The sequence below is a fragment of the Tatumella sp. JGM130 genome (genome assembly GCF_018257525.1).
Taxonomy (GTDB): Bacteria; Pseudomonadota; Gammaproteobacteria; order Enterobacterales; family Enterobacteriaceae; genus Tatumella; species Tatumella punctata.
Genome location: NZ_JAERJS010000021.1, coordinates 1 through 20,263 on the forward strand (window position 1 = coordinate 1; position 20,263 = coordinate 20,263).

The 20,263-nt window shown below is 53.2% G+C and carries 20 protein-coding genes; 13 read left to right on the forward strand and 7 right to left on the reverse strand.

Features of this window, described 5'->3' with window-relative positions; translation table 11 throughout:
- Positions 1-123: 123 nt before the first annotated feature.
- From bssS to JK211_RS10910, 3 genes are all read right to left on the reverse strand, one after another.
- Positions 124-378 carry a biofilm formation regulator BssS gene (gene bssS, locus JK211_RS10900; protein WP_212708706.1) on the reverse strand — a complete coding sequence of 85 codons (255 nt, stop codon included), beginning with the start codon at positions 376-378 and terminating at the stop codon, positions 124-126.
- A 440-nt stretch (positions 379-818) separates the two neighbouring features.
- Complete coding sequence (pyrC, locus tag JK211_RS10905) at positions 819-1,865, reverse strand: dihydroorotase (protein WP_212708707.1); 1,047 nt, start codon at positions 1,863-1,865, stop codon at positions 819-821.
- Positions 1,866-1,987: 122 nt separating this feature from the next.
- On the reverse strand, positions 1,988-2,551 hold the full coding sequence (locus JK211_RS10910; RefSeq protein WP_212708708.1) for a lipoprotein: 564 nt from the start codon (positions 2,549-2,551) through the stop codon (positions 1,988-1,990).
- A gap of 276 nt (positions 2,552-2,827) precedes the next feature.
- Here JK211_RS10910 and rimJ point away from each other — a divergent pair, with 276 nt between their 5' ends.
- Both rimJ and murJ read left to right on the forward strand, forming a co-directional pair.
- The gene (rimJ, locus tag JK211_RS10915) at positions 2,828-3,418 is read left to right on the forward strand and encodes a ribosomal protein S5-alanine N-acetyltransferase (protein WP_212708709.1); all 591 of its coding nucleotides are present in this window, start codon (positions 2,828-2,830) and stop codon (positions 3,416-3,418) included.
- A gap of 144 nt (positions 3,419-3,562) precedes the next feature.
- On the forward strand, positions 3,563-5,101 hold the full coding sequence (gene murJ, locus JK211_RS10920; protein WP_212708710.1) for a murein biosynthesis integral membrane protein MurJ: 1,539 nt from the start codon (positions 3,563-3,565) through the stop codon (positions 5,099-5,101).
- Between the two features lie 105 nt (positions 5,102-5,206).
- On the opposite strand, the gene JK211_RS10925 is transcribed toward murJ, so the two are convergent.
- From JK211_RS10925 to flgA, 3 genes are all read right to left on the reverse strand, one after another.
- Complete coding sequence (locus tag JK211_RS10925; RefSeq protein ID WP_212708711.1) at positions 5,207-5,632, reverse strand: flagella synthesis protein FlgN; 426 nt, start codon at positions 5,630-5,632, stop codon at positions 5,207-5,209.
- Positions 5,616-5,912: a flagellar biosynthesis anti-sigma factor FlgM gene (locus JK211_RS10930; protein ID WP_212708712.1), complete on the reverse strand. Its 297-nt coding sequence runs from the start codon at positions 5,910-5,912 to the stop codon at positions 5,616-5,618. Before JK211_RS10930 ends, JK211_RS10925 begins: the two co-directional genes overlap by 17 nt.
- A 101-nt stretch (positions 5,913-6,013) precedes the next feature.
- A complete protein-coding gene (gene flgA / locus JK211_RS10935) occupies positions 6,014-6,670 on the reverse strand; it encodes a flagellar basal body P-ring formation chaperone FlgA (protein WP_212708713.1) in 657 nt (218 codons plus the stop codon).
- Positions 6,671-6,824: 154 nt separating this feature from the next.
- On the opposite strand from flgA, the gene flgB reads away from it, so the two are divergent.
- From flgB to flgL, 11 genes are all read left to right on the forward strand, one after another.
- On the forward strand, positions 6,825-7,235 hold the full coding sequence (gene flgB / locus JK211_RS10940; RefSeq protein ID WP_212708714.1) for a flagellar basal body rod protein FlgB: 411 nt from the start codon (positions 6,825-6,827) through the stop codon (positions 7,233-7,235).
- Positions 7,236-7,244: 9 nt separating this feature from the next.
- Positions 7,245-7,649 carry a flagellar basal body rod protein FlgC gene (gene flgC / locus JK211_RS10945; RefSeq protein ID WP_212708715.1) on the forward strand — a complete coding sequence of 135 codons (405 nt, stop codon included), beginning with the start codon at positions 7,245-7,247 and terminating at the stop codon, positions 7,647-7,649.
- A 14-nt stretch (positions 7,650-7,663) separates the two neighbouring features.
- The gene (locus JK211_RS10950; protein WP_212708716.1) at positions 7,664-8,374 is read left to right on the forward strand and encodes a flagellar hook assembly protein FlgD; all 711 of its coding nucleotides are present in this window, start codon (positions 7,664-7,666) and stop codon (positions 8,372-8,374) included.
- 17 nt (positions 8,375-8,391) lie between these two features.
- A complete protein-coding gene (gene flgE, locus JK211_RS10955; protein ID WP_212708717.1) occupies positions 8,392-9,594 on the forward strand; it encodes a flagellar hook protein FlgE in 1,203 nt (400 codons plus the stop codon).
- A 15-nt stretch (positions 9,595-9,609) separates the two neighbouring features.
- A complete protein-coding gene (locus tag JK211_RS10960) occupies positions 9,610-10,368 on the forward strand; it encodes a flagellar basal body rod protein FlgF (RefSeq protein WP_212708718.1) in 759 nt (252 codons plus the stop codon).
- 13 nt (positions 10,369-10,381) lie between these two features.
- Positions 10,382-11,164, forward strand: a complete 783-nt coding sequence (gene flgG / locus JK211_RS10965; RefSeq protein WP_212708719.1) for a flagellar basal-body rod protein FlgG — start codon at positions 10,382-10,384, stop codon at positions 11,162-11,164.
- A gap of 59 nt (positions 11,165-11,223) precedes the next feature.
- Positions 11,224-11,922 (forward strand): flagellar basal body L-ring protein FlgH, encoded by a 699-nt coding sequence (locus tag JK211_RS10970; protein WP_212708720.1) that lies wholly within the window; start codon positions 11,224-11,226, stop codon positions 11,920-11,922.
- Positions 11,923-11,934: 12 nt separating this feature from the next.
- The gene (locus JK211_RS10975) at positions 11,935-13,044 is read left to right on the forward strand and encodes a flagellar basal body P-ring protein FlgI (protein ID WP_249213102.1); all 1,110 of its coding nucleotides are present in this window, start codon (positions 11,935-11,937) and stop codon (positions 13,042-13,044) included.
- Positions 13,044-13,964 carry a flagellar assembly peptidoglycan hydrolase FlgJ gene (gene flgJ / locus JK211_RS10980; protein ID WP_212708721.1) on the forward strand — a complete coding sequence of 307 codons (921 nt, stop codon included), beginning with the start codon at positions 13,044-13,046 and terminating at the stop codon, positions 13,962-13,964. The genes JK211_RS10975 and flgJ overlap by 1 nt, the downstream gene beginning before the upstream one ends.
- Before the next feature lie 101 nt (positions 13,965-14,065).
- Positions 14,066-15,706, forward strand: coding sequence for a flagellar hook-associated protein FlgK (gene flgK, locus JK211_RS10985; RefSeq protein WP_212708722.1), 1,641 nt, complete (start codon positions 14,066-14,068; stop codon positions 15,704-15,706).
- A 30-nt stretch (positions 15,707-15,736) separates the two neighbouring features.
- On the forward strand, positions 15,737-16,699 hold the full coding sequence (flgL, locus tag JK211_RS10990; protein ID WP_212708723.1) for a flagellar hook-associated protein FlgL: 963 nt from the start codon (positions 15,737-15,739) through the stop codon (positions 16,697-16,699).
- A 114-nt stretch (positions 16,700-16,813) separates the two neighbouring features.
- Here the strand turns inward: flgL and rne are convergent, their stop codons facing one another.
- Entirely contained in the window at positions 16,814-20,026 is a 3,213-nt protein-coding gene (gene rne / locus JK211_RS10995; RefSeq protein WP_212708724.1) for a ribonuclease E, read from the reverse strand.
- Positions 20,027-20,263 lie beyond the last annotated feature (237 nt).

A 20,263-nucleotide genomic window follows, 5' to 3' on the forward strand; every position in this document is an offset into this window, starting at 1 on the left:
GTTAGTGTTTTGGCGAATACAAAACTAACCACTTTTACCGCCGTTTTCTATTAATTCACGCTAAGGTGCGATGAACCAAAATAAAGGCACCCGGTCGGGTGCCTGCTGACGAGGGAGCAGAGACTAATGTTTTAACGGATGGAGGGGCCGGTCTTCGGCTGACTCTATTTTGGCAATACCGGCTTCCAGAATCGATATAAACTGCCGCGCCACATCAGTGGTCAGCCAGTAGGTCGGTCCTATATCCGCTTCTTCTTCTTTCTGTTGCATCGACGATAATGAATGCAGGCGGATCATCATTGCATCATAGACATCAACGGTGCTGATATCCCAGCCGACCAGTGAATGGGTCTGAATGACATCTTTCTCTCTATCCATAAAACCCCCTGATTACTCGTGAAACGACGTGTATATTGAGGTTTAGCTCCAGCCTGTGTAAAAAATTGCAAGGCAATATAATTATAACATGTATCCTGAAAACTGGCAGAAACGCAATAAAATATTGCGGGGGATGGCAGAAAAACAGCCCGTTCAAACCGGGCTGTGTCCCCTGACAGGGCTCTCGCGGCAAGAGTACAGGGTTGACCTGCACCATATTGTTTCCGGGCCGGGTCGCAGGCGATTACTACAGGCTACGGGTCAGTAAAGCCGAATAAAAAAACCGGATGGCGACACCCGGTGGCGTATCAACGCTTAACCACCGTTTCACTGCCACCTTGTGTGGCAGTGAAACATGACTGACTGTCCACAGTAAGGGGGCTGCAGGCAGATATTACTGTATATGTATACAGTAATATCTCTGCTAAGGCAACGGCTGATCAGGGCGCTACCGTCCAGTTCAGTGTCTGGCCGGCGAGGAAGGGAACAATAACATCATCTCCGGCAGCTATCGTTTCAGGAACCGTCCATGGCTGGCGTAGCAGGGTCACTGTATCTTCGTTGACCGGTAACCCATAAAACTGCGGCCCGTTGACGGAGCAGAAAGCTTCGAGATGTTGCAGTGCATCCAGTTCTTCAAATACGGTAGCGTAGGCCGACAGTGCACTCGGGGCATTAAAGACTCCCGCACATCCGCAACTGCTTTCTTTACGGTGGCGCAGGTGTGGTGCCGTATCAGTGCCGAGGAAAAAGCGCGGATGACCACTGGCAACCACCTGACGCAACGCTTCCTGATGAATATTACGTTTCAGGATCGGCAGACAGTACAGGTGCGGGCGAATGCCGCCACTCAGCATATGGTTACGGTTAAACATCAGATGTTGCGGAGTAATCGTTGCTGCCAGGTGTTGATCACCGGCACTGACATAGTCAGCCGCATCTTTGGTGGTAATGTGTTCCAGCACCACCCGCAGGGCCGGGAACTGGCTGCGCAGCGGGATTAATACCTGTTCAATAAAACGTGCTTCACGGTCGAAAATATCCACATGTGAGTCGGTCACTTCGCCGTGGATTAACAGCGGCATCCCCAGCGACTGCATACGATCCAGCACGGAGGCAATATGTCCGATACTGGTGACCCCGTGGCTGGAGTTGGTGGTGGCATGTGCCGGATACAGCTTGGCAGCAGTGAATACTTTATTGCGAAAACCGGTTTCGATTTCGTCCGGATCCAGCGAGTCGGTCAGGTAGCAGGTCATCAGTGGCTGAAAACTATGCCCGGCAGGGCGGGCCGCCATGATACGGTCACGGTAAGCAATGGCTGCGCTGACGGTGGTTACCGGCGGGACAAGGTTTGGCATGACTATTGCGCGGCCATACACCTCGCTGGTATATGGCAGGACGGTGTTCAGCATTTCATCGTCACGTAAATGGATATGCCAGTCATCGGGACGGCGTAAAGTGATCTTATCTGGGTGAACAGTCATGCATCAGGCTCCGGCGTAAAAGAGTAAACGTTTGCGGGGGTTTTTACCGGGGACTAAGGATAAAGCCCCCGCGGCCGGATTGCACTTGTTTTTTGCGCTGATTTTTGGCAGTCAGTCGCCGGTTAGCGGGTCAGGGAAATCACCAGTTCGCCGGGTTTCACTTCCAGACCTTTGGCCAGTTTTTTTGCCAGCCCTTCGGCAGTACTGCGGTCCGCACTTAGCACATAGGCCGGATGATTCTTAAAATACTCCTGCAATGACTGGTTCAGAACCGGCATCAGGGCAGTGACAACAGAACGGAGCTTATCCGGGCTGACCTGTGAGTCGGTGATTTGCAGATCCTGCAGGTAGATAGCTGACTGTTGTGGATCAAAGACCGGCTGTGCTTTCATTTTCAGGCTCACCCGGGCGTCCTGCTGACCAAACAGTGATTGTAACTGTATATCGGCAGTGCCGGAGAGCGTCATTTTATTCGGTTCTTCCCTGCCGATAGCTGATTGTAAGTCAGTCAGGACAATATGCGCGCTGGCCAGCCCGTTAACCCCGATATCTTTCTGATAGTTATCGTGTTTTTTCAGCGCGTTGTTCACCTGTTGCTCGCTGATGGTGTATTGTGTCAGGTGGTCACAGCCTGTGAGCAGCAGGGCAGTGAATAAAAGTGACAGGCAGATAAACAATTTACGCATATATTCCTCAACTTACCGGTAAGATCCTTGCGGGCCGGGGAGTATTCTGCCTGAGTTACTGCCGGGTGTCATCCCGTGTCCCTGTCTCCTTCTCTGCCAGTTACTTCCGGCAACAGTGGCTGAAAATTACCCGTGTGCGACAGCGATTTCGCGACAGTCAGCAGAAAATAAGTGTGTTTTTAATGGGATAAATAAGCCGCTGGTATTAACATAATCAGCAGTCCGTCCGGAGCAAACCGGACACGGAACAATCTGTTCATTAGTCAGGGAGTCTTTATGTTTGGATACCGTACAGCATCTTCCCGCGTGAGTCTGACGACTGACCGGATGGTGGTCCGGCTGGTGAATGATCGCGATGCATGGCGAATGGCAGACTATTATGCCGGTAACCGTGCCTACTTAATGCCGTGGGAACCTATCCGTGATCAAAGCTATTTCCAGGCGTCCGGCTGGCAGGCCCGGTTATCGGTGATGACAGAGCAGCAGCGTCAGGGGGCGGCCTATTACTTTATTCTGCTGGATCCCTCGGAACAGGAAGTAATGGGCGTGGCCAATTTCAGTAATGTGGTACGTGGCTGTTTTTATGCCTGCTATCTCGGTTATTCGCTGGGGGAAAAATGGCAGGGGCAAGGGCTGATGCAGGAAGCGTTACAGGCGGCCATTCGTTATATGCAGCGGCAACATAAGATCCACCGGATAATGGCCAATTATATGCCGCGGAATCAGCGCAGCGGAAATCTGCTGGCACGGCTGGGTTTTGAGAAAGAAGGGTATGCACGGCAATATCTGCTGATTAATGGTGTCTGGGAAGATCATGTTCTGACGGCACTGACTCGTGAGGATGGCAGTGCTGATAAGTATTGCTGAATTACGCCTTGTAACAAACACTGCTGGTGATTTTTACCAGCGCCGATAGACTATGCCCGCCTACAGAAACTGTGTGCCAATGGCCGGGGAGCAGATCACCGTTCCGGGCTATAAATGTCGAAATTGCAGGATGTCTGAACACTTATGAATTTGCTTAAATCACTGGCTGCGGTCAGTTCAATGACCTTGTTTTCCCGCGTGCTGGGTTTTGCCCGCGATGCCATTGTGGCGCGGGTATTTGGTGCCGGGATGGCGACCGATGCTTTTTTTGTGGCGTTTAAACTTCCCAATCTGTTGCGCCGTATATTTGCCGAAGGTGCATTTTCACAGGCCTTTGTGCCTATTCTGGCCGAGTATAAAAATACTCAGGGTGAAGAGGCCTCACGTATTTTTGTGTCGTATGTCGCGGGTTTACTGACACTGGTGCTGGCGGTAGTGACAATCCTGGGGATGCTGGCAGCCCCGTGGGTCATTTATATTACGGCCCCCGGTTTTGCTGATACGGCGGATAAATTTGCGTTAACCACCGCGTTACTGCGGGTAACCTTTCCATATATCTTACTGATCTCTCTGGCATCGCTGATTGGTGCGGTACTCAATACCTGGAACCGTTTTTCGGTACCGGCCTTTGCCCCGACCTTGCTGAATGTCAGCATGATCGGCTTTGCGCTGTTTGCTGCCCCCTGGTTTCACCCTCATGTGATGGCACTGGCCTGGGCGGTTGTAGTCGGCGGGGTACTGCAACTGGGTTATCAGCTGCCCCATTTACGTAAGATAGGTATGCTGGTATTACCGCGCATCAATCTGCACGATGCCGGGGTATGGCGGGTATTACGTCAGATGGGGCCGGCGATCCTCGGAGTCTCCGTCAGCCAGATCTCTCTGATTATCAATACTATTTTTGCTTCATTTCTGGTATCCGGCTCCGTGTCCTGGATGTATTACGCTGACCGGCTGATGGAGTTTCCTTCGGGAGTGCTGGGGGTTGCCCTGGGGACGATTCTGTTACCGTCACTGTCCCGCAGTTTTGCCAGCGGTAATCACCAGGAATATTCCAACCTGATGGACTGGGGGCTGCGCCTGTGCCTGTTGCTGGCGATCCCCAGTTCAGTGGCAATAGGTATCCTTGCCGGGCCATTGACTTCAGCTCTGTTCCAGTATGGTAAGTTTACGGCATTTGATGCCCTGATGACTCAGCATGCGCTGGTTGCTTATGCGGTCGGGCTGGTAGGACTGATCGTGGTGAAGGTGCTGGCTCCGGGCTTCTATTCCCGGCAGGATATTAAAACACCGGTAAAAATTGCTATTTTCACCCTGTTATCGACTCAGGTGATGAATCTGGCATTTATTGGTCCCCTGAAACATGCCGGTTTATCCTTATCCATCGGGCTGGCGGCCTGTCTGAATGCCGGACTGTTATTCTGGCAATTACGCAAAAAGAAAATTTTTCATCCACAGCCGGGCTGGGCCGGTTTTCTTTCCCGACTGATTTTATCGGTGGTTATTATGGGGGCAGTCCTCTATACCCTGCTGCAATACATGCCATCGTGGGGGGAAGGCGAAATGGTGTGGCGGATCCTGCGGCTGACCGGAGTCTGTGCCGTCGGCGGGCTGGTGTACTTTGGCAGCCTCGCGATAATGGGATTCCGTGTCAAAGACTTCGCCCGGCGCAGTGTGACCTGATCAGCGGGCCACGGCCGGACTCTCAGGAAAGCAGTGATCACTGACAGGGTAACTTTTATCGGAAGTTACCCTGTCTCCGGCAGAGCCGGCATCTGCGTTTATATATCACTCAGCATAGCCATCCGGTCCGTAAAAGGGCCGCTGACTCAGGGGAGACAAGACGGATAAAGCCTGTTGTGTCCAGCGAAGTTGTTGTTGCAGCAGCAAGCCCGTATGCTGGTTGGCCTGCTGTAGCACACAAAGTTGCCGGCAAACCGCCTGCCACAAGTCGGCTAACGGTCCGCAGTCCGTATAGGGGGCCTGTAAACTGTGCTGCTGACCGGCCTCCGCCAGCCGTAAATCGAGATAACTTAAAGTATTCAGGGCTGCCTGCTTATCTTCTGTCAGGCTCTGCAGCCGGTAACTGTCAGGATGTGCTGCCATCAGTTCCTGTTGCTCTGTTTCCATCATCAGTTGCAGTGACGATAAAACCTGCTGCATGTTCTGCACGATTATCAATAACGCTTGCTGCGGATTAGTCTGCGTCATCATGCTCCACCCTCAGGCTGTCAGCGATCCCGTTAGCAATTATCCGGCTATCAGTGTGGTAATGTCCGTCGGCAATTGCCTGCCGGAGGTCATTAACCTTTGACTGACGGATATCCCCCTGACTGGTGTTATGCAGTAATTGTGGTACCCGGCTCAGGTTTACCCTGGCAGCGGGGGCCGCAGTACCGGACAGTGACAGTTTGTCCTGAAGACGTATGCCGGCTGATGGCTGTTGTTCTGCCTGAGGGATAAGCCCGCTGACCCGTGTTTTGTCGATGCTCATAAACGTGACTCCGCTGCTGGATTATTCTGTTCGCCTGACAACTCAGGCAGGATATCCGGATTATCGGCATTTGCCCCTGAAACCTTATGGCCTGCTTTGTGTTAGTTGATTTTTACGGATAACAGCCCGTGACTATCAACAGTTGCGATAATGATCTGACCATTCAGCGTTCTGACTCTGACTTCATTGCCTGCGGTTGCGTTGTTCAGTGCTGTACCGGCAGTGCCGACACTGAATCCGTTGCCATACAGGCTCACCTGTACCTGATCACCGCTTGTTACCTGCCAGGGCTGACGTAACTGTGTCCGGATAATCACTTTCCCGGGTTGCAGAGTTTGTAAGGCAATGGCAGGTAATGTCTGCGACGGTACCAGCAGCGACCGTGCTGGCAGGGTATCCAGCCTTCCGTAGCAGCGGGATAACAGTTGTTGCGTGACCAGACCCCCACGGGGAATTTGTTGTGCTGCAACATAATAATTGCCGGTAATCTGTAATTCAGTTTGCAGAAAATTCTTTCGCGGGCCACAGCGGGCTGCCACGGTCATTTTCCCCCAGCGGCGGCTGTTACCGGGTAAACTGAATACCGGCCGGGAACAGACCGGCCAGCCCTGGCGGGGGGTAATAATGACCGCCTGCATCTGCCCGGCATATTGCGGTTCCCGTTGCCGGAAAAACTGCGTCAGCTGCTGTTGCAGGGGACTTGCCAGGCTGAACAGTGGGGTAATAAGCAGTAATAAAAACAGCATTTTTTTAGACATATTATTTCTAATTGTTTGTAATTTCAGTTAATTTTACATCTCCCCGGTGATTCTCAAACGCTAAACTGGTGACATTTTTTTCGGCTATTCTGTCGATTTCCCGCCACTGCATTCCCGTATTCTGCATGTCATACCTTCCTGACCGGAGACACTTATGTCCGACAGACTGGATACGGAACTTGGTTTTGCCCGCCAGGTGCTCAGCCTGCGTCAGCAGCGACAAACAATACTGGCCGCAAACATTGCTAATGCAGATACCCCGGGTTATCAGGCACGGGATATCGATTTTTCTGCACAGCTGAAAAAAGCAGTTTCCCGCGGGCAGCAAGGCGACCAGCCACTGGCCCTCACCCTGACCTCCGGGCGGCACATTGCTGCACAGGGCCATCCGCCCGCCGACTCCCGGCTGTTGTATCGGGTGCCCGATCAGCCAGCGGCTGACGGCAACACGGTAGATATGGATCGGGAACGGGTTCAGTTTGCGGATAACAGTGTCAAATATCAGACCGATCTGACGATGCTGTCAGGCCGGATTAAACAAATGATCAGCGTATTACAGGGATAAGCGGATTGTATGAGCCTGTTCAGTATTTTTGATATTTCCGGGTCGGCACTGAGTGCCCAGTCCCAGCGGCTGAATGTCAGTGCCAGTAACCTGGCCAATGCGGATAGCCGCACAGGGCCTGACGGACAGCCATACCGTGCCAAACAGGTGATCTTCCGCACCGATGGCGGCTACCCGTCCGGTATCGGCGGGGTACATGTGGCCGGGGTGATGAATGATCCTTCACCATTCAGGCTGGTGTATGCGCCGGGTGATCCGCTGGCCGATCAGCAAGGCTATATCCGTATGCCGAACGTCGATGTGGTGGCAGAAACGGTGAACACTATTTCTGCATCGCGCAGCTATCAGGCCAATATCGAAGTGATGAATACGGTCAAAAGCCTGATGATGAAAACACTGACCCTCGGTCAGTAACCGGAGAGAGTGTTATGAGCATAACTGCAACAGTCGGAGATATGCGCAGCAGACCCCCTTTACTGCGTGACAGTAACAGCAGCACAGATAACGGTAACAGCGCGGCTGATCTGCAAAATCAGTTTATGACGTTACTGATTGCCCAGCTGAAAAATCAGGATCCGACCAACCCGATGGATAACAGTCAGCTGACCTCCCAGCTGGCACAAATCAATACCCTCAGTGGTATAGAGCAACTTAACAGCACTCTGGGGGCGATTTCAGGACAGATCAACACCAGCCAGTCGATGGAAAATACGTTACTGATCGGTCATGGCGTGATGCTGCCAGGCAGTGCGGTACTGGCAGGTAAAGATACCTCTTCCGGAGACGGCAGTATCACAACCACACCGTTTGGCGTCGATGCGCCAGCCAGTGTCAGCGATGCAGTCGCCACCATTACTGACAGCAGTGGTAATGCTATCGCCACTCTGGACCTTGGCAGTATGGATCCCGGAGTACATACCTTCCAGTGGGATGGTAATCGTGACGATGGCAGTCCGGCAGAAGAAGGGAAGTATCAGGTCACCATCAGTGCCAGTAACGATAATGCGCCGGTGGATGTGACCAGCCTTAATTATGCCCGTGTTTACGGGGTTACCCCGGCAGGAAACGGTAATGCAGCGGTATTGAATCTGGGGGCCTATGGCACCGCGACCCTCGATCAGATACGGCAGATCCTTTAACTCAGTCAGGAGTCATTATGTCATTTTCACAGGCTGTCAGCGGTCTCAATGCCGCGTCGGCAAATCTGGATGTTATTGGTAATAATATTGCTAATTCTGCGACATCCGGTTTTAAATCGTCTGCCACGGCATTTGCCGATATGTTCGCAGCGTCACAGGTCGGGCTGGGGACTAAAGTGGCAAAAGTCATTCAGGACTTTGGTGACGGCGCGACGACCTCTACCGGCCGGGCCCTGGATGTCGCTCTGAGCGGTAACGGTTTTTTTCGCCTTACGGATCAGAACGGTAATGTTTATTATTCGCGTAACGGCCAGTTCGCGCTGGACGCCAATCGTAATCTGGTCAATACCGCCGGGCTGAATGTCAGCGGGTACCCGGCCAGTGGTATTCCGGCGGTGATCCAGACCGGTGCGAATCCTGGTCCGCTGTCGATCCCTGATACCCAGATGCAGGCCAATGCCACCAGTAAAGCAGCACTGGTGGCTAATCTTAACTCGACGGATGCTGTACCGACTGTAACGCCGTTCGATCCGACCAACGTCGACAGTTTTAATGCCAAAAGTACCGTCACAGTTTTTGACTCGCAGGGGAATCAGCATCAGCTGGATCTTTATTTTGTTAAAGACGCGGATAACCAGTGGACAGTGAATCCTCTCGATTCCTCGACCGGTCAGGCATCGGCATCTTTCGCTATGTCATTCGATGAAAATGGTATGCTGACCAGCAACCCTCAGCAAACCCTGGTGATCCAGGGCAGTAACGGGGCGGCGGCTAACCAGTCGATCACCCTGAATATGCAGAACAGTATGCAACAGAATACGGGGGCCAGTACGTTCGGCAGTCCGGTACAGGACGGGTTCGCCCCCGGTGATCTGACCGGCTATAAGGTGAATGATGATGGCACCATTACCGGGACCTATTCTAACCAGAAAACACAGTTACTCGGGCAAATTGTCTTGTCCGGATTTGCTAATCCGGAAGGCTTGCAGCCGGACGGTGATAATGTCTGGTCAGAGACCAGTGCTTCCGGTCAGCCGATGATTGGTGTGCCGGGGACCGGTAACCTCGTGTCAATGACCGCCGGAGCCCTTGAAGCCTCAAACGTCGATATGAGTAAAGAACTGGTAAATATGATTGTTGCGCAACGTAACTATCAGTCTAACGCTCAGACGATCAAAACCCAGGATCAGATCCTGAACACCCTGGTGAACCTGCGATAGCCGGAGGACTGCATTATGGATCATGCCATTTATACGGCGATGGGCGGGGCCAGCCAGACACTGGCCATGCAGGCGGTCACCACGGCGAACCTGGCCAATGTTTCCACCCCCGGTTTCAGGGCCCAGCTCAGTGCTTTTCGTGCCGTTCCGGTGAACGGGCCGTCATTGCCGACCCGCATCCTGGTGACCGCGTCTACCCCGGGGGCAGATATGTCTGCCGGGAAGCTGGATTATACGGAACGTCCGCTGGATGTCGCCACAGAGCCGGATGCCTGGCTGGCCATCCGTATGGCCGATGGCAGTGAGGCCTATACCCGCAACGGCAATATGCAACTGGATCCTCAGGGAATGCTCACTATCGCCGGGCATCCGGTGATGGGGGAGGACGGACCGATCGCCCTGCCGCAAAATGCAAAACTGACGATTGCCGCCGATGGATCTATTACCGCCTTAAATCCCGGTGATCAACCCAATGCGACGGTTCAGGTTGCCAGACTGAAGCTGGTTTCCGGCGGGCCGGCCACCCTGGTACGTTCTGATGACGGTTTTTTCCGGCCTTCGCGACAGGTGCAGCAGCAGTCAGGGCCGGTATTAGCGGAGGATCCGAATCTGCGGGTCATGCCCGGGGTACTGGAAGGCAGTAATGTGAATCCGGCAGAAGCGATGGTGTCGCTGATCGGTCAGGCAAGGCAGTTCGAAATGCAGATGAAAGAGATTAGCAGCGTTGATCAGAATGAACAGAAAGCGAATCAGCTACTGTCATTAAACAGTTAAGGGAAACGACAGCATGATACGTTCTTTATGGATTGCAAAAACCGGGCTGGATGCACAGCAGACCAATATGGATGTTATTTCCAATAACCTGGCCAATGTCAGTACTAACGGCTTCAAACGCTCCCGTGCTGTTTTTGAGGATCTTCTCTATCAAACGTTACGTCAGCCGGGAACCCAGTCTTCTGAACAGGATACTTTACCCTCAGGCCTGCAAATCGGTACCGGGGTCCGGCCGGTAACCACCGAGCGTCTGCATTCACAGGGAAACTTGTCCAAAACGGATAATGCCAAGGATATTGCGATCAACGGGCAAGGCTATTTTCAGGTACTGCTGCCCGACGGGAGTTCGGCTTATACCCGTGATGGTTCCTTTCAGGTCGATCAGAACGGACAACTGGTCAACAATGCCGGTTTCCAGGTGCAGCCGGGGATTACGATCCCGGCCAATGCCCTGAGTATTACTATCTCCCGTGACGGAGTGGTGAGTGTTACCCAGCCGGGCCAGACGCAGGCGACACAGGTGGGGCAGCTGACGCTGAATACCTTTGTAAATGATGCCGGTCTGGAGAGTAAAGGCGAAAACCTGTATCAGGAAACCCAGGCATCAGGCGCTCCCACAGAAAGTACCCCCGGGCAGAACGGGGCGGGGTTGTTGTATCAGGGCTATGTGGAAACCTCAAACGTCAATGTCGCTGAAGAACTGGTATCGATGATCCAGACACAGCGAGCCTACGAAATTAACAGTAAAGCTATCAGTACTTCTGACCAGATGTTACAGCGTCTGACTCAGCTGTAAATGTATCCGGCAGACCGGCGGATCGTTCCGGTCAGAATTGCGTCTGAAAAGGTAGTGACATGGTAGTGAAGTCTGTTCTGTACCCCGCGGGGCTGGCCGCGCTGTTGCTGCTAATGGCTGGCTGTGCGCTGATCCCTCAGACCCCGCTGGTGAAAGGGAGTACCAGTGCTGAACCACCGGATACGGGGAGTCCGCTGGCCGATGGTTCAATTTTTCAGGGGGTTGCTCCCCTCAGCTACGGCTACCAGCCATTATTTGAAGACCGGCGGCCACGCAATATTGGCGATACCCTGACCATTGTGTTGCAGGAAAACGTCAGTGCCAGCAAAAGTTCGTCCAGCAATGCCAGCCGTAAAGCGAGCAGTAACTTTGGTCTGGCGACCACTCCGCGTTTTCTTAACGGATTACTGGGCGGCGATAAAACCAGCTTTGATGGCAGCGGTGGCAATGATTTTAACGGTAAAGGCGGAGCCAGCGCGAATAACACCTTTACGGGCACCATCACTGTGACGGTGGATAAGGTGCTGACCAATGGCAACCTTAAAGTGGTGGGTGAAAAACAAATTGCGATTAATCAGGGGACCGAATTTATCCGTTTCTCCGGAGTGGTTAATCCCCGCACAATCAATGCCAGTAACTCCGTTATCTCCACCTCGGTGGCTGATGCCCGTATTGAGTATGTCGGAAACGGTTATATCAACGAAACACAGCAAATGGGCTGGTTACAACGGTTCTTTCTGAATATTTCCCCTATGTAAGAGGCAAGACAAATGTCAGTCATATTTCGCTGGATCAGCGGCGGGTTAATTCTGGTCGCGCTTTGCCTGCCCGCCAGTGCGGAAAGGATACGTGACCTGACCTCAGTGCAGGGTGTGCGGGCGAACCAGCTGATTGGTTACGGGCTGGCCGTCGGACTGGATGGCACAGGGGACCAGACCACGCAGACGCCGTTTACCACCCAGACCATGAGCAATATGTTGTCACAGCTGGGGATCACTGTGCCCGGCGGAACCAATATTCAGCTAAAAAATGTCGCGGCGGTAATGGTGACCGCGACCCTGCCGCCTTTTGCCCGCCAGGGGAAAACCATTGATGTGGTGGTTTCGTCAATGGGGAATGCCAAAAGCCTGCGGGGCGGAACCTTATTACTGACCCCGCTGAAAGGCGCTGACAATCAGGTGTATGCCCTGGCCCAGGGGAATATTCTGGTCGGCGGCGCGGGGGCCCAGGCCGGGGGCAGCAGTGTACAGGTCAATCAGCTGAACGGCGGGCGCATCAGTGGCGGGGGGATTGTCGAACGTGAGTTACCGGATGATTTTGGTACCCGCAATCAGCTGGTATTGCAGCTTAATCAGCAGGACTTTACCACCGCTCAGCGTATTGCCGATGCGATTAACCGCTTTACGGGTTACCCGGCCGCCGCACCTCAGGACAGCAGCTCGGTCCGGATAAAAGTTTCCCCGTCCCAGACATCACAGGTACAGCTGCTGGCGGCGATCCAGAATCTGGATGTGACCGTGCCTGTCGAAGATGCGCGGGTAATTATTAATTCGCGTACCGGTTCGGTAGTGATGAACCGTGAAGTTGAACTGAGTACCTGTGCAGTGGCTCAGGGGAGTTTGTCGGTCACTATTAATCAACAGCAACAGGTCAGTCAGCCAAATACGCCACTGACTGGCGGACAAACGGTGGTTACTAACCAGACACAGATTGATATGCGGCAACAGGGGGGGGCACTACAGCATGTACAGGCCAGTGCCAGCCTGAACAGTGTGATCCACGCACTGAACACCCTCGGGGCGAGGCCCACCGAACTGATGTCGATACTGCAGGCGATGCAGTCTGCCGGTTGTTTACGGGCACGGCTGGAGATTATCTGATGCGGGTCAGGGATCCTCTGAACGAACTGGCCTATGACAGCAATGCGCTGGATAAGCTAAAACGTGCCGCCGCCGCCCACCCCCGCCAGCAGGCGATGGCGGTTGCCCGCCAGGTGGAAAGTCTGTTTATGCAACTGATGCTGAAAAGCATGCGTGAGGCTTTACCAAAAGATCCGTTATTTGGCAGTGAACAGAGCCGGTTATTTACGTCTTTATACGATCAGCAAATCGCCCAAATGGCGGGAAACCGTGGTCTGGGCATGGCTGAACTTATCGCACAACAAATACAGCCAGCACCTGCGGTGGATCAGCGGGCGGGAACAGTCCCTATGCCTCTGGGGAGCGAACGGGTGGCTGCGCTGCTCCGGGGGACGGCACTCCGGCAGCAGGCAGGTCAGGCACTTGCCGTATTGCCTGCACCTTCGGCATCGATGGGGGCGTTTTTACAACGCTTATCACAGCCTGCCAGTCAGGTGAGCCTGCGCAGCGGTATACCACATCATCTGATTCTTGCCCAGGCGGCTCTGGAAACCGGCTGGGGACGGCGAGAGATACTGCGCAGTAACGGGCTGCCGAGTTTTAATCTGTTCGGTATTAAAGCGGGGGCTGACTGGGGCGGTGAAACGACGCCGGTGGTGACCACCGAATACCAGCAGGGACGTGCCGAAAGGCGCACTGATAACTTCAGGGTATATCACTCTTACCGGGAAGCCCTGGAAGACTATGCACGGTTACTGACGGAAAACCCGCGTTATCGCCAGGTCACGGCCGCGCCTTCGGCAGAATCAGGCGCACAGGCTTTACAGACAGCGGGTTATGCCACAGACCCGGCTTATGCCGCGAAACTGATTACCGTAATCCGTCAGTTGAAAGAGATTGCTGATAAAACAGCCGCTCACGATCTGAGTCATTTATTTTAAATCATCGTCAAGTTCCCCGCCGGATAACCGATAACTCAGACAGATACTCACAGATAAGGCCGGTTAACGGCCTGAGACGAAACCAGCTTGCGGAGAGAAATATGTCAGCTCTGATTAATTCAGCCATGAGCGGACTGAGTGCTGCTCAGTCTGCGCTCAATATAACCAGTGTCAATATCAGTAACTACACGGTACCCGGCTATAACCGGCAACAGGTGTTACTGGCGCAGGCAAACAGTACGCTGAGTGGTAATGGCTGGTATGGGAATGGTGTCAGGGTGGATGGTGTGCAACGACAATATGATGAGCTGGTCAGCCGGCAGTTACGTCAGGCCAGTGCGCAAAACAGTGCGGCTAACAGCCAGTTTACTCAGATCTCCGGGATCGATAATTTAATGACGATGGATGGTAACGATCTGTCTGACTCATTTCAGGCTTTTTTTAAAAACGTCCAGAATGTTATCGACAGTGCCGAAGATCCTGCGGCACGCCAGGCAATGTTCAGCGGTGCACAGTCACTGGCCGGACAACTGAGAACCCTGCAACAATATCTGGATAATCTGCAATCGGCGACCAATAACCAGATCAGTGATTCGATCAGTGCCATTAACAATGATGCCCGCCAGATTGCGGCACTGAATAAACAAATTGGCCGCCTTTCTGCCAGCGGAGAAGCACCGAATAATTTACTTGATCAGCGCGATCAACTGGTCAGTGATCTGAATAATATCACTGCGGTAAATGTATCAATCCAGGACGGCAATATGGTGGTCTCGCTGCCGAACGGACTGAGTCTGGTGAATGGTGATCAGTCCACGGAGATGAAAGCCATAGCTTCGGCCGCCGATCCTACACTGCGGGTGCCGGGATATACGGATAAAATGGCGGGAGATGTTGAACTGCCGGATAAACTTTTTACCGGCGGGTCGCTGGCCGGGCTGCTGAAATTTCGCAGTGAAGACCTGGAAACAGTTAAGAACCGGTTAGGACAGATCAGTGTCACCTTTGCCAGCCGAATGAATCAGGTACAGCATCAGGGATTCGATAGTGAAGGTAATGAAGGCGGTGACTTTTTTTCCGTCGGTTCACCGGTGGTATTCAGTAACAGTAAAAATACGTCACAGGCGACACTCAGCGCCAGCTATTCGGACACTACTGCGCTGCAGGCCTCCGATTATCGTGTCGCTTATTCGCGGGGACAATGGACCGTCACCCGGTTGTCGGACAACCAGGTCATAACGCCGAAAGTCAGCACTGACAACGGGACGCAGCATCTGTCATTCGACGGGCTAGATGTTGCGGTCAGCGGCTCTCCGGCAGAAAAAGACAGTTTTTTGCTCAAACCGGTCAGTGAAGCGACCCATGACTTTGCGGTGGCTATTGATGACGGTTCGCAGATAGCGGCAGCCTCAGAGCCCGGAGGGGCCAGTGATAACCGGAATGCCAGTGCCATGCTGGCACTGCAGGATGAACAAATGGTCGGAGGCAGAGAAACGCTGACCCGGGCGTACGCATCGATGGTCAGCTATGTGGGCAATAAAACCGGCAGCCTGCAGAGCAGCTGTACAACCCGGCAGCTGGTGGTTGATCAACTGACTCAGCGACAGCAGTCGGTTTCCGGGGTCAATCTTGATGAAGAATACGCCATGCTGACCCAGTACCAGCAATACTACATTGCTAATACCAAAGTACTGCAAACGGCCGATACCTTATTTAATTCATTAATGAGTATTACTAACTGATAGCGAATTCAGCGGCGGGGGAGACAGAATATGAGGCTGAGTACCGGTTTAATTTTTTCTCAACAAATTAATGGGATCAGTAATGCTCAGAACCGCTGGCTGGCCAGCGGAATGCGGGTATCCAGCGGAAAACGGGTCACAAGACCGTCTGACGATCCGATTGCAGCAGCACAGGCTGTTAATCTGTCCCAGACACAGAATAAAGATGCCCAGTACGGTCTGGCCCAGTCATTTGCCAGCCAGTCTCTGACGTATGAAGATAATATCCTCGGCAGTGTCAGCAGCAGCATTCAGTCGGCTCTGACTCAGGTGGTGTACGGGTCAACCGGCACCCTGAATGATGATGACCGCGCATCAATTGCCACCCAGTTACAGGGGATTCGTGACCAACTGGTGAATCTGGCGAACAGCCAGGACAGTAACGGGCGTTATATTTTTGCCGGATATAAAACCGGGCAGCCTCCGTTTATCAGTGGCAGTAACGGGGTGCTGTATCAGGGGGGAGAACAGGCAATCAGCCAGCAGGTCAGTGGTCAGCGCACAATGACAATCGCCCATACGGGGGACAGTGTATTTATGTCTCTGACAGATAATGCGACACCGGAACCAGACGGTTCGGCCAGTGAAACCAGTGTGTTCGCTATGCTGGATTCAGCGATCAGTGCACTGAAAGTCCCGCAAAAAGGGGCGGATGACAGCACCATGCAGCAGTTCTCTGACAGTATGGAAAAAGCCAATCGCGGGTTAAATAATGCTCTGAATAATGTCCTGAAGGTACGTTCAGAAACCGGCACAGAACTGGCAGAACTGGATACCCTCAATAACCAGGGACAGGACCGGCAGGTAATACTGAGTGACCAGATGAGCCAGTTAACTGATGCTGATATTACCCGTTCGATTTCTGATTATGTGATGCAGGAAACGGCACTACAGGCCAGTTATAAAGTGTTCAGTGAAATGTCGCAGCTTTCTCTGTTCCGGATGAACAGTTAATCAGCGTCGTGCGGGTATAAAAAAACCTGACCAGAAACGGTCAGGTTTTTTTATGGAGTCTGGTATTGCGGACTATTTCTCCGGGCAATTTATTGCCCGGAAGCAAATGTCAGCTCACAGTTCTGAGGTTTTAGTCACCGGTGCGGTGGCCTGGTGAGTGGCTGTGTGTCCTCCGGCCGCACCTTTACCTGCAAAGACGTAAACATTACGTACCCAGTCACTGTGTCTCACAGGCTCAGAAACCCACTCCGGTGCCGGTGCCCGGGTCATGGGCGCGGTTGCATGGAAGCGCTGGTACGCGGAAGCGGTAGTCACGTTCTCTGCACTGTCTTTAGCCGGGGGTACTGATTCCGTGTCAGACAGAGTGTCTGTTGCAGCCTCAGTTTCCGCGACCGCAGCAACCGGCGCTTCGGCGATGATTTCAGCCGGTGCAACAGCTTCACTGCCCGCAGTCTCTTCTGCAGCGTTGACCGGTTCGGCTGGCTGTGCTTCTGCAACCGTGTCGGTGGTGTCAGCTACTGCTTCTGCAACCGCTTCGGTGGTGTCAGCCACGGTAGTTTGTGGCTCTGCGACAACCGGGGTGTCTGTCGCTACCGACCCGGCGATAGCCTGCTGAACATGGGTACTCAGAGCGTTTTCGGCCAGCAGTGTATTTTCCGGCTGAGACGGGACTTCCGCAACCGGGGTAACTTCCCGGTGCTCAGCTGGTTCAGCTACAGTCTGTGGCTGCTGTTCGTGGAACTCAGGTTGCTGATATCCGTCTTCCGCACGGGTGACCGGCGCAGGGTAACGGACCCATACTTTACCGGAAGCCATCTCCGGCGAAGCAGCTGCGGTTTCCAGAGGCATCGAGGACTGCTGCGGATAACGTTCGTCACGATAACGACGACGACGCTGTCCACTAACCCGCAGGTGGCGAGGTGAACGGCGTGAACGGCGCGGGATATTACCGTTACTGTCACGGTTATCCTGATATTCTTCACGGGTTGTTTCACTGACCACCGCTTCATCACGGGCCACCGGAGCTTCTGTAATCGCAGGTTCAGCAGTGATCTGCTCAGCCACAGCCTCTTCACCATAGCGGATTTTTTGTGTCAGAGTCCGCTGTTTACGGCGCACACTGGTGCGGGTCTGTTCTTCTTCTGCTGCAACACTACTGGCTGGTGCTTCCTGTAGCGCGACAGGTTGTTCAGCAACAGTTTCTTCCTGTTGCTGACGACGCTCCTCCTGACGGCGACGCTGACGCTCAGCCCGTTGTTCGCGGCGTTGCTGTTCACGTTGCTGACGAGCTTCCTCGGTCAGAGGCGTATGCTGACGTGTTGCCCGGGTCTCTTCACGGTTTTCCGCACCGGCAGAATTACGGCGATTATTGCGACGATTTTCCTGTGCATTACCATTTTCGGTATTACGCTCGTTACGGTCATTACGCTCGTTACGGTCATTACGCTCGTTGCGGTTATTACGCTCGTTACGATTATTCCGGCGGTTATTGGAACGTTCATTACGGTTACCCGCCGTCCCGTTTTCCCGTGAACGGGCTGGTGCTTCGGTCTTTTCTGCGGTCTCAGTAACAGCCTGCTGGCTGTTGCTGCCGAACAGATTCTTAATACCGCTGACTAAACGGCTAAAGAAGCAGTTGCCTTTGGCGGCCGGGGCTGTCGCGTCCGCCGGAGTGACAGAAACTGCAGTGGCAGTGGCTTCACTGGTCGCTGGCGGTGCTTCAGCAATCGCAAATGCTGCCAGTGCCGGCTGTTCCGGACGGCGGCGTTCTGCCGGTTCTTCGTCAGAAATCGTCGCCATTTCAATCTCATGCATCTTCGGCAGATGATAGCTGAGTGTCTTGGTTTCTTCGCCTTTGCGCACACGTAATACCGAGTAGTGTGGTGTCTCCATACGATCATCAGGAACGATGATGGCACGCACGCCGCCCTGGCGTGTTTCGATGGCGTTGACGGCTTCACGTTTCTCGTTCAGAAGGTACGAGGCAATCTGCACCGGAACAATGGCATGTACTTCTTTGGTATTTTCTTTCAGCGCTTCTTCTTCAATCAGACGCAGAATCGATAGCGACAGTGATTCATTATCACGGATTGTGCCTGTGCCGCTGCAACGCGGGCAGACATGATGGCTTGACTCGCCAAGGGAAGGGCTGAGGCGCTGACGGGACATTTCCAACAGGCCAAACCGTGAAATATGGCTGATTTGTATCCGCGCACGGTCCTGACGGACGGCTTCACGCAGACGGTTTTCCACCGCACGCTGGTGACGTACCGGAGTCATATCGATAAAGTCGATAACAATCAGGCCACCGAGGTCACGCAGACGTAACTGGCGGGCTATCTCATCGGCCGCTTCCAGGTTGGTATTAAAGGCTGTTTCTTCGATATCACCGCCACGGGTGGCCCGTGCGGAGTTAATATCAATGGCTGTCAGGGCTTCGGTGCTGTCAATAACAATCGAGCCGCCGGATGGCAAACGCACTTCACGCTGGAAGGCAGACTCAATCTGTGACTCAATCTGATAATGGCTGAACAGCGGGATTTCACCGGTGTACAGTTTAATCTTACTGGTAAAGTCAGGGCGTCCCAGGGCAGCAATATGCTGGCGGGCCAGTTCCAGAACTTTCGGGTTATCAATCAGAATTTCGCCAATGTCCTGACGCAGGTAATCGCGGAAAGCGCGGACAATCACATTACTTTCCTGATGGATCAGGAAAGGGGCAGGGCGGTTTTCAGCCGCTTTGCGGATAGCTTCCCAGTGTTTCAGGCGAAAGCTAAGATCCCATTGTAAAGCTTCGGCAGATTTACCTACCCCGGCGGTACGGACAATCAGCCCCATACCTTCCGGTAACTGCAGGGAAGAGAGTGCTTCTTTCAGCTCTGTGCGGTCATCCCCTTCGATGCGGCGTGAAATACCGCCTGCCCGAGGGTTGTTTGGCATTAATACCAGATAGCTGCCGGCCAGGCTGATAAACGTGGTCAGTGCTGCACCTTTATTTCCGCGCTCTTCTTTATCTATCTGTACGATAACTTCCTGACCTTCACGTAATACCTCTTTGATATTAGGGCGGCCATGCATGGAATAATTAGCAGGGAAGTATTCGCGGGAGATTTCTTTCAGAGGGAGGAAACCGTGTCTTTCGGCACCGTAATCAACAAAAGCAGCTTCGAGGCTTGGTTCAATACGGGTGATTTTACCTTTATAAATATTTGCTTTTTTCTGTTCATGACCGGGACTTTCAATATCCAAATCATACAGACGCTGTCCATCTACAAGGGCGACGCGCAACTCTTCCTGCTGAGTTGCGTTAATTAACATTCTTTTCATTTATAGGTACTCGTCATTTTTTCATAAGTGACTCAGCTGCGGGCATCATTGCCCTGGACGACGATTAACCGATGGCTCCGTGGCTTATTGCAATCACGTCAGCCTCACGGCTGTCGATCGCTAAAGGAGCGCAAAAAATGTCGGAGGTGAGATTTCAAAACGAAACCGCGACCAGATGAGGAGAAACCCACTATAAAGGCAGTGATATGAACACCCCACTACGTCCAGGCTACAACC